Annotated in this window: 11 protein-coding genes; 4 read left to right on the top strand and 7 right to left on the bottom strand. The window is 53.5% G+C overall.

Features of this window, described 5'->3' with window-relative positions; genetic code table 11:
• From C0623_09240 to C0623_09255, 4 genes are all read left to right on the top strand, one after another.
• Nucleotides 1–384 (top strand): hypothetical protein (locus tag C0623_09240; protein ID PLX99507.1); only part of this gene is annotated, 384 nt, incomplete at its 5' end.
• Between the two features lie 220 nt (nt 385–604).
• Nucleotides 605–1480 carry an HNH endonuclease gene (locus tag C0623_09245; protein PLX99508.1) on the top strand — a complete coding sequence of 292 codons (876 nt, stop codon included), beginning with the start codon at nt 605–607 and terminating at the stop codon, nt 1478–1480.
• Nucleotides 1481–1606: 126 nt separating this feature from the next.
• Entirely contained in the window at nt 1607–1843 is a 237-nt protein-coding gene (locus C0623_09250; protein PLX99509.1) for a hypothetical protein, read from the top strand.
• Nucleotides 1844–2021: 178 nt separating this feature from the next.
• Nucleotides 2022–2756 carry a hypothetical protein gene (locus C0623_09255; GenBank protein ID PLX99510.1) on the top strand — a complete coding sequence of 245 codons (735 nt, stop codon included), beginning with the start codon at nt 2022–2024 and terminating at the stop codon, nt 2754–2756.
• Nucleotides 2757–2764: 8 nt separating this feature from the next.
• Here the strand turns inward: C0623_09255 and C0623_09260 are convergent, their stop codons facing one another.
• The 7 genes from C0623_09260 to C0623_09290 form a co-directional block, all read right to left on the bottom strand.
• On the bottom strand, nt 2765–3565 hold the full coding sequence (locus tag C0623_09260; GenBank protein ID PLX99511.1) for a hypothetical protein: 801 nt from the start codon (nt 3563–3565) through the stop codon (nt 2765–2767).
• A gap of 3 nt (nt 3566–3568) precedes the next feature.
• Nucleotides 3569–4858, bottom strand: a complete 1290-nt coding sequence (locus tag C0623_09265) for a peptidase U32 (GenBank protein ID PLX99512.1) — start codon at nt 4856–4858, stop codon at nt 3569–3571.
• A gap of 35 nt (nt 4859–4893) precedes the next feature.
• On the bottom strand, nt 4894–5505 hold the full coding sequence (locus tag C0623_09270) for a hypothetical protein (GenBank protein ID PLX99513.1): 612 nt from the start codon (nt 5503–5505) through the stop codon (nt 4894–4896).
• Complete coding sequence (locus C0623_09275) at nt 5502–7781, bottom strand: hypothetical protein (GenBank protein ID PLX99514.1); 2280 nt, start codon at nt 7779–7781, stop codon at nt 5502–5504. The genes C0623_09270 and C0623_09275 overlap by 4 nt, the downstream gene beginning before the upstream one ends.
• Nucleotides 7782–7796: 15 nt before the next feature.
• A complete protein-coding gene (locus C0623_09280; protein PLX99515.1) occupies nt 7797–8960 on the bottom strand; it encodes a type III polyketide synthase in 1164 nt (387 codons plus the stop codon).
• Nucleotides 8961–8991: 31 nt separating this feature from the next.
• Entirely contained in the window at nt 8992–9561 is a 570-nt protein-coding gene (locus C0623_09285; protein PLX99516.1) for a hypothetical protein, read from the bottom strand.
• Between the two features lie 299 nt (nt 9562–9860).
• Nucleotides 9861–10080: hypothetical protein (locus C0623_09290; GenBank protein ID PLX99517.1), on the bottom strand; the 220-nt coding region annotated here is incomplete at its 5' end.

Consider the following 10080-nt stretch of genomic DNA (forward strand, 5'->3'; position numbering starts at 1 on the left):
GGCAACAAGCTTGTTTCGATCCCCAACCTGGAGGGTCTGCACCGGGGCATTGCCATGGCCCTTGTCAACAAGCCGGAAAGGCTCGTGGCCGAAGAGATCCGCTTTTTGCGCAAATCTCTCGGCTGGTCGAAATCCGATTTTGCAAAAAAGTTCCACGTCAGGCCGGAGCAGGTCTCGCGCTGGGAAAGTGAGGCCAACCCCAGGCCGATGCAGGTGCAAAACGAGCTGCTGCTTCGCACTATTGTCGCCAAAGGGCAGAAAATCCAGGATTACGAAGAGCACCTGGAGGAGGTCGCATCAAAGGAGCCCTGCGGCAAATCGTTTCTCTCCATGTTTTTTGAGCGGGAAAAATGGCAGAGCAATCTGCCGCTGTGTCAGTGTTAAATAAGGTAAATAAGCCTGTCCCCTTTTTGCCTGCCTGAAGACATTAGAAAATGGGCATTGCGGAACAATTGGCAACCAAAGGACGCGGAGGACTTGGAGAAGCTGGCAGCCCGATGCTTTAAGTGAAGGATGCCCAACAAATGCCTGCTTTCGACTTGCACACCCACAGCAAATAAGAAACAGAGAGTCTTATATTTTGGTGTGAAATAAAGGGAATGCTATGCCTTTAGATGATAAGCGCATGATGGAGTTGCAATATTACCAAACCTATTATTTTGCAAACATTGTAAATAACGTAATTGATGATCCAGGGCCATTTCTAGTCAATCTCGACGGACTATGGGGCGACGATAAGTGGCTAAATTTTATAGAGCCCTTTCAAAAATATTCTGCTTTTCATCTTTTTCTTGAGTACATCATTGTTGAGCTACTTTGTGACCAAACATCAAAAGTTGATTTGGAAAAGAGGAAAGAGGAGTTAAATAAGTTCGGCTTTGTCCCTTTCCAGAAATACACAAAAAAACTGAAATCACTTCCGATAGAAAATGCCCTGAAAGAACACGGCTTTAATTGCCAAAGCTTTGAAGACTGGCTAAAAGAAAAAGTTAAGACATTTGAGGACGCCGACGAAGATGATGTGTATGAATATTATGGAGAGCTATCTATTACAGAGGGCTTTGATAAGTTAGTTTCTCAAATGGTCGAAGAGGTTTTCTTTCTAATGCTTTTAAATAGGGAAACGCTCCGAAAGTTTAACGATTTCTTATCTAGCATAATCCTTAACAGATCAATTGATGATATTCCATCACAATATAAAAAAAATTTTTCCGATGATGGTACCTTAAAGAGAGTGCGTCCGCCTAAGTGGGCACAACGCGCAATATTCTTTCGTGACCGTGGTAGATGCACGTTATGCAATTGCGACCTTTCAGGGATATTGTCATTACAAAATCAGGGACAGTACGATCATATAGTCCCAATTGCAGGAAATGGGCTCAATGACATAAGTAATCTTCAGTTGCTTTGTTCCTCATGCAACAACAAAAAGTCTGCTGACCCATCAAAGACATCAACTAATTATGAAAAGTGGTATTAATGCCCAACTAATTACTCAAGCGGACTGATTGATACAGATGTGGCTCGCGCAAAGGTTTCTACACTCTTGAAAAGGGCCAACTCCAGCCCGCTCAGCGCGATCCGTTAGGCATAAATAGGGAAAAATATGGCGAATGAAATGATCGACGCGCTAACAAAAGGGATTGGAGCCGAACTTGGCAAGCCTATTCGAATCTCCTTTTATGAAAAAGAAAAACTACTAATAAAGAATAGTGCCTTTCAGCAATGCCAGGGTTGGCAGAAGCAACTCATTACGGATATGGCGGCGCTATCCATCTTCAATCAATTGGTTATTCTCCCTTATCATGGTGCAGGTAACTTCTATACTGATTCTAAAAAGTAAGGGGTTACTCGGGTACGAGTAGGTTCCAAGCATATAGATAAAAAATTTATTGGCTCCGCTTCTAAAATTACTCGCCAATTCTTCGCGATCATAACTGAGTATGAGATTGATATAAATCATCTTCACATCTCGAACATTTCTGATTTTGTAAACTTTTGGGTCGTGAGATCAAGTAACTATGGCTAAGTCTCCATATAAAGACAGGACGCTTTTGTTAAAAGATATTTCGTCATTTACGACAAGAAATGGCGCATTCTTTAAGCAAAATGCAAAACGAATGAGCGATCTATTCGAAATGTCTGTCTACAATGACGCAGTCAAGTACTACCGTCGAAAGAAATATACGATCACGATTAAAAATCTAATGCGGGACGGTACTTTTAAATACAAACTAACCCCAGCCGGGCTTAGTGAGAACTTCTCATATTTTGTTGCCACCAAGACGAATAAAGGAAAGCTAATCGATGTCGTAGAAATCCATCACAACATTAAAGTTCAGTCAAAACATGATACACATATTTACTTCACAGCAGACGTCTCGATCACCCACCAAGATGGCGTAACAACGCAAAAACAAAAGAACAAGAAATCGCATAGCTTTATACCTAGTGAATCTTTACTGACATTTTTTGAAGTTAAAAATATGAATCCATTCCCCGAGGTGCTTTTTAGCTTCACCGGCATACTCTACGAGGTGAAACCGGAATTTGTTCTTAACCCTTCAGCTTTAAACATCTCAACTGGCAAGAAACATTTAACACCATCTTTGGTTTTTTCTGGTTCTGGTGGTGCACACGTAGAGTCCGTAGCAGATAAACTAGGAGACAGATACGGTTGCAATATTATTCGGGGGCTTTACGTAAACAAAGGAAAAATATATTCATATGATAATCTTAGATCTTATGATGCCTAACAATCACATCAAATTCGCTCCCTATGGTCGCCGGACGCTCCTGACGTCGCGCCGTTTATGTAAGCGTTACCCGCCTTCTCCAAAACTAACAACTCCAACGTCCCGAAATAAAACCGTCGCGCAACCTTGACGCTCAACCCGCATTCGTCCAGTAATTCCCTGAGCGCATCCCGATCCGGATACTCCTTGAGGCTGGCGGCGATGTAGGAGTGTACCTCGGCGTTGCCGTGCAGGATGAACCCCCATAATCCGCACCAGTATTTCAGGATGGTGTACTGCAGACGCTGAAACACGCCGTTGGCCGGCTTGGAAAAATCGAGCAGGGCGACGACGCCGCCCGGTTTCAGCAGACGATGGATTTCGGCGAAGGCCTCCTTGAGATCCGGTGCATTGCGCACCGCGTAGCTGCCGGTAACGATCTCGACCGAGGCGTCGTCGAGGCCAGTCTCAACCATATCGGCCTTGATAAACTCAACAGATTCAAAGCGGTTGCGCTGCCGGGCGAGCTCGAGCATCGGCTCGGTCAGGTCGAGCCCGATGATTCTGCCGGCCGGGTACTTCTCGGCCAGCATGAAGGCAATGTCGCCGGTGCCGCAGGCGAGGTCGAGGCAGACCGGTTTCTCCGCCGCCGGCAGCAGCTCGATCAGCGCCCTCTTCCACGCCATATCACGCCCGAGCGACATCGCCCGGGTGGCGAAATCGTAGTGCCGCGCCGCTTCGCCGAAGTGCTGCTCGTTGTATTCCTTCTTGCGGTCGGGCGAGGCGATGTAATCCCTGATCTTGAGATTGAATTTTCCGGGGTTCGACATCGGCTATGCTTTCTCCTTCGTTTCGCGCAGACTGGCCGGCGGTTCGCTCGGCTCCTCTTCCTGCCCGGGAAGGTAGCGCCACATGCTGCCGTTGTGCAGCGAGGCGAACAGCTCCTCGTAGGCCTTGAGCGCTTCGTCCCGGTTGGCGGTATCGATGGTCACCGCCTTTTCGGCGAACTCGTGGCACCAGCGGCACTCTTCGCAATCGACGTCGACGCAGCTCGCCGTTTTGAACCGCTCCATGAACCCGTCGAGGGCCCGGTTGTCGATATAGACCGGCGGCTTGCCTTCAATCGGTTTGGTCATGCCGCGCAGCTCGGCGAGCCGCTTGAGCGGCAGCATGCGCAGCGGGTTGGCGAGGCCGGGGCGGATGATGAAACGCAGGAACCAGCCGAGCCCGCGCTTGTAGTAGGTATGATTCTCCTTGACCCCTTTGAACCCGTAGGCCTGGATCAGGTCGAGCAGGTTGCCGTCGTAGTGCCGCGCCGCGTAGGCCTTGACCCGGGTCATCATCATCTCGGTCGGGATATCGCGTTCGGCAATCTTGAACAGGTCGTACCCCATCTCCTCGTAGATCGGCAGGTCGTCCGGGCGGATCCACTCCGAGCGGATGTAGTTCACCGGATCGCGCAGTTTCATCTCGGTGCACTTGAGAAAACACCAGTCGATAAAGAAACCCTTGTTATCGTGCCATGCCTGCCCGGCGTGGGCGAGGGCGTTCATGTGCATCGGCGACATGGCACAACCTGTCAGGCAGTTGTTGTTGGCCATCAGCTCGATATCGCATTTGACCGCCTGGCGGATCTTCTTCAGGGTCTCGAGCTCGCGGTTGACCAGGATGCTGTCGAGCACGATGCAGTCGGCGCCGAGCTCTTCCCACATCTGCGCCTTGCGCACCCGGTCGACACCGCCGAACACCGAGATTCGCACTTTCAGGTTCGGATAGCGCTCCTTGATCATCTGCAGCATCAGCGGCGAGGCGACGGTGACCGCGGTGACGCCGATGCCGTCGACCCAGGCGAGCAGCTCGTTTAACTCCTTCTGACCCTTGCGGGTGATCTCCCGGTTCCCCTGACAGGAGGAGTTGAGCAGGTAGTTGAAATCCATCCCGGCGTTGCGCACTTGCGCCACATGGTCGGCCAGCTTGCGCCGGGTAATCTTTGCCAATTGATAAGGCGCCCGGCCGCCGCCGACCGCATCGGTCTGCAGCTTGCCGAACAGTTCGGTTACCGGATAATCGCGGCACTGCTCAACCAGCTCCGGGTCAAAGTTTGTAGCAACGCTTAATCTCATGTTACGACTCCCTGTTTTGCCGATTCATACGGCCGTCAAGGCCGGATCGGCCCGTCTGCCGCGAGCAGTTTTTCGGCCGCGGCGGCATCCAGGTCGAAACTGTCCTGAATGATTTCCTTGATATTGTTGCTGACGTACTGCTCGGAAGACCGCCATGCGGCCAGGGTTTCCTTGCCGGTCAGCTGCAGCTGGCCGTATTCGCCGGTCACCTGTGGTGCCGAAAGAGCAATCAGGCTGCGCTCCGGTCCGAGGATGAATTCAATCGCCAGGTACTGGCGTTTTTCCGTTTTATCGGCGCGCTGGCGGAAGCGCTGCCAGACCTCGGTCATCGCCCGGAACAGTTCCTCGCGATAACGTTTAGAATCGACGTGCCCTTCACGACTCTCCGGCCAGCGGCGCTGCTCTTTCTGGTCGATCACCGCGACCACCCGCTTGAGAATACGGCTGGCGAGCAGGGTCTGTACAACCAGCAGATCGCCGCGGCGCAGCACCTGAACTTCGCCCTGCGGTTTTTCGACCGAGGGGACCACGACCCGCTGCATGAGTTGATCCTGTTCGGCATCGAGTGCCTGTTGGTGCAGCGATCCGGCCCCGGCCGGACTGCCAATGAGTCCGGTCAGCAGGATCGATAGAATGATCAGCCTCATGCCGGCCTCACTTTCCGGCCGGTGTCACCGAGAACCAGGCAGGCCGGCAGGACCAGCAGATCACAGATCAGGGCACCGATCAGGGTGCCGCCAACCAGCAGGGAGAAGTAGATGGTCGGTTTGAAGCTGCCGAAACATCCGACCCAGAATCCGAGGGCCAGCACCAGTGAGGCAATCATCAGCGCCCGGCCAACCCGGGTGGTGGTGATGGTCACCGCCCGCCGGACGCTGCCGGTGAAAACGCGGCGGTAATTGACCAGGTAATGGATCGTATCATCGACCGCCAGACCGATCACCACCGCCCCGATCATTGCCGTACCGGTACTCAGGTCGATCTTGCAGTAACCCATCACCCCGACCGTCCAGAGAATCGGAATGACGTTCGGAATCATCGACAGCAGGGTCAGCCACGGTGACCGGAGCAAGAGCAGGATCGACAGGGTGACCAGCAGCAGCGACAGCGAGAAGCTCTTGATCATATCGGCGACCAGGCGATTTGAATCGTCTATCATCCGGTAATAGCTGCCGGTCGGCTGCAGCCGGTAATCGGCTCCGAAAATCTGCTGGCCCTGTTGCTGAAAGTTTTCGATCAGGCCGGCCGCCTCGCGGCTGCCGATATCGTGCAGCCGAATACTGACTCTGGCTGTTTTTCGATCAGCGGCGATAAAACGCTGCCGCAGCGACTGCTCGGCATCGTTTGCCATCAGCTCCAGTTCATAGCGCAGGTCATCATTGTTATCGGGCAGGGCCAGCTCTGTCGCACCCGACTCGGCCCGGTGCAACGGCTTAAGCAGGGTCAGGATCGAGAAATGCCCGGCGACCGCAGCCTCTCCGGTGGTCAGTTTTGCAAACTGCTCGATCCGCCGATAATCCTCGACCCGGTCAAGGGGTAAGCCATCACTCCGGACAATCATGAAATCGAGAACGTTCACTCCGGCCAGATGCCGATCGATGTAGCGGGTGTCGACCGCCAGCGGAGCATCGGCATGGAGAAAACCGATCAGGTTGGTGTTGTTCTGCAGTCGCGGTAATCCGAACAGGGCGACCACGAGCAGAATCACAGCAATACCCATAATCTTGCTGGCATGCCGGATGGTGAGACGGGCGGTCCGGTGCAGAATCCAGCGCAACAATCCGGTGCCGGTACGATGGCGGCGCCCCGGTAACGGCAGGAAACTGAGGCCGACCGGCAGCACCGTCAGGGCAACCAGAAAAGAGAGCATAACCCCAACTGCGGCGAACAGACCAAACTGGCGCACAGCCGGCACCGAGCTGATGGTCAGCGAAAGCAGGCCGAGCGCCGTGGTCAGAGCGGTGAAAAAGCAGGGGATGAACAGTTCGTTTACTTTACCGGCCAGCAGCTCGATCCGCTGATGCGGCTGACCCTGCAGGTTTAACCAGCCGTTGTACAGATGAACGCTGTTCGAGACCGCCAGCACCATCACCACCGGCGACAAGAGCGCGGTGATGGTGTTGAGCTCGAAGCCGCTCAGCGAATAGAGGCCCATCGTCCAGATCAGGCTGATCCCGGTGGTCAGCATCGGCAGGATGACACCGGAAGGTCTACGGAAAATGCCGGCCAGCATAACAGCCAGAACCAGGGCGACCAGCGGCAGAATGACCTGCTGATCCCGCTGGATAAAACTGGCGACGTCCGACTGCTGAACCCCGACCCCGGTCAGATGCATTCTGGCCCGATCGGAATAGAGGCCGATCAGGTTTCGCACTCTACTGATCAGGCTCCGGCGCAGGTCGGCATCGTCGCTGCGATCTTCCAGTTCAATAATCAGGCCGGCCGTTTTTCGATCCGGGGAAATCAGCAAGCCCTGGTAATGCGGGTTGGCCTGCAGGACCGCTTCAATCCGGTTTCCAGAGTCTTCTCCGGGCTCGCCCTCCGGCAACAACGGTCGTGCTTCGGCACCGTACGGCCCGGCTACGAGCTGCCGGGCATTGCTCAGGCTGAAGACGCGGACCACACCTTCGAACTCCGAAATCTGCCGGGTCAGTTCAGCGAGAAGAGAAAGCTGGTTCGGCTCGAGTAGTTGCGGATGCGTGACGCTGAGGAGGAGATCTTCATCGTTGCCGAACAGTTGCCGGAACTTGTCGTACAATGCAACCTGCTCCGGGTTCCGCGAAGTCATCGAACGGGTATCCTGCTCAACCGGTAGCCGCGCCGCAAAGACAGAAAAAAACAGAGTCGATACAATCAAAAGGCCCATAACCATGGGCCGCCCGCGGGTCAGCAACCAGACAAATATTATGCTGATGTTCTGCAAAATTGCGTCCTGCTTTTAACTGGCGGCCGCCAGAACGATGTCATCTACAGCTTTTTCACTTCCGGCCTGGGAAGCGCGTTGAGCTTCAAGCAGACCCATTTCGACCGTCAGGCCGGGGCCGAAAGCCATAGCGCAAACATTTTCATGCGCTTCACCGCTATCCCTTTGCAGAATCTCTTTGAGCACAAACAGGATGGTGGCGCTGCTCATATTGCCGTATTGGCGCAGGACATGGCGCGAGGCGGTGACCTGGGACTGATCGAGATCGAGGCTTTCGACCACCTTATCAACGATCGCCTTGCCGCCGGGGTGAACCGCCCAGGTGCCGACATCTGCAAGATTGAACTGGCGTGATGCAAGGACCGGCTTGATCGCTTCCTCGATGTTGGCGCCGATAATCTTCGGGACATAGCTCGACAGGGCGATATCAAAACCGAGATCGCCGATGGTCCAGGCCATGTCGGCCTGGCCACTGGTGATCAGGGTTGAGTGGAACTCGCCGAGCCGGTAACACGACTGGCCGGTTTGCGGCTCGCGGGTACTGACGATAGCCGCGGCGGCGCCATCGGCAAACAGCGAATTGGCGAGCAGGGAATCATCACGCTCGTTTAACTGCAGGTGGATCGAACAGAGCTCGAGGCACATCACCAGGACGACTGCCTCCGGGTTGGCTTCGCAAAACTGCTTGGCCATGTGCAGGCCGGGGAAGGCGGCGTAGCACCCCATGAAGCCGAGGTTGTAGCGCTGCGTTGACGGCGCCATCCCCAGTTCCTCGATGATGTAGTAATCGGGACCGGGATTGTAGAACCCGGTGCAGGATACGGTAATCACATGGGTCACATCTTCGGCTCTGATCCCGGGTGATTCCTGCAGCGCCTTGCGCGCCAGATCGACCGCCAGCGGCCGGGTCTCGGTGCGATAGATTTCGTTGCGCTCGGCGGTACTTAATTCGCGGCGCTGGCCAGCGGCGTCGCGCGGGAAAAAATCGTCGGGGGAATCCTCGTCGAAAGATTTGATCACCGTGTAACGTTGATCAATCCCGGATTTCTGGTAGAGGATTCGTACCATCCGGCGCAGGCGCTCATCCTTTATCCAGCTCTGCATTTTTTCGCTGGCATACGCCTGCGAATGGGCACGTCCGGGGTTCATGGTTGATATATTCTGGATCCAGACCGACATCAAGATTCTCCTTGCGCTTGTCTCTGCAGGCTTATTGCCGTTGTAAAGTCGTATCGACTTCGACTTCGACCTGATCAGCAACCCTGATCAGGCCGAGAACACTCGGTGCTTCAAGAGCATAGCTTTTCAGTGATACGGAAAATTTCATCGTAAAGGTGATCGCCTCCGGATTGACCCGAAGATCGTGAACTTCCGCCTTGACCGGCTGAACCTGGTCACGAATCTTCAACCTGAACGGCAACGTTCCCGGTTGATCGTCCGCGGCCTGCATCTGCAGCAGAACTTTTTCCGGTTCCAGGTCAGCGAAATTTGCTTCAATCAGCGGAAAACTCTTGCTGTCGAACATTTTGCGCATTTTCTCGTCACGGCCATCGTTATCGGTATCCATCGAATCGACGCGCACCGTGACCGTCGGCTGGCGGATTATTGCCGTCTCTTTTTCCGTGTTCAGTGAAAACGGTTCACATACGGCCGTGCCTTCAAAACCGTGCAGGGTGGAATCGCCAAAGAACCGGATTGTACACTCTCCGTCGTACGTTTGCGCTCCAGCCGTCGCAGCCGTCAACAGCATGCTGACAATAATGAATAACCGCTTGAACATATAAGTCTTCCTCCAGGTTAACAACTCGCCAAGATCAGTAGCCTGCGGCAAAACAGCGGTGCCGCGGCATGAGCTTCTTGTTCATTGTCTTTTGTTGATACTTGACCTCTTTACATTATAACAACTCCAAATCTATTTGTTACCTTTTACCCTCTTAAAAATTACTTATTTAGTTCTCTTTTCAGGGACAGATTCACGGGTTCTCTGTTCAATGAAAACCGGGCGCCTGCTTAAACTCCCGCATAAAAAAACGCGCCTTTGCAGGCACGTTTTTTATCTCACTCTTGACTTGCTTGAGCCTAGAATTGAACCTCAAGACCAACCCGGCCATCATCGTCAACATCAATATCCTGTTTAAATCCATCCAGTTCGAGTTCGATGCTCTGGTAACCGGCATAGACCTTGATCCTCGGAGTAATCGCGTAGCTGACCCGGGTATTGAACTCGGTCAACCCATCCGAATCTCCCCACGAGAAGATATCGGGCGAATAGACAACACGGGCCGAGAACCCGAGCCCC

The organism is Desulfuromonas sp. (assembly GCA_002869615.1).
In the GTDB taxonomy this organism is placed as follows: domain Bacteria; phylum Desulfobacterota; class Desulfuromonadia; order Desulfuromonadales; family UBA2294; genus BM707.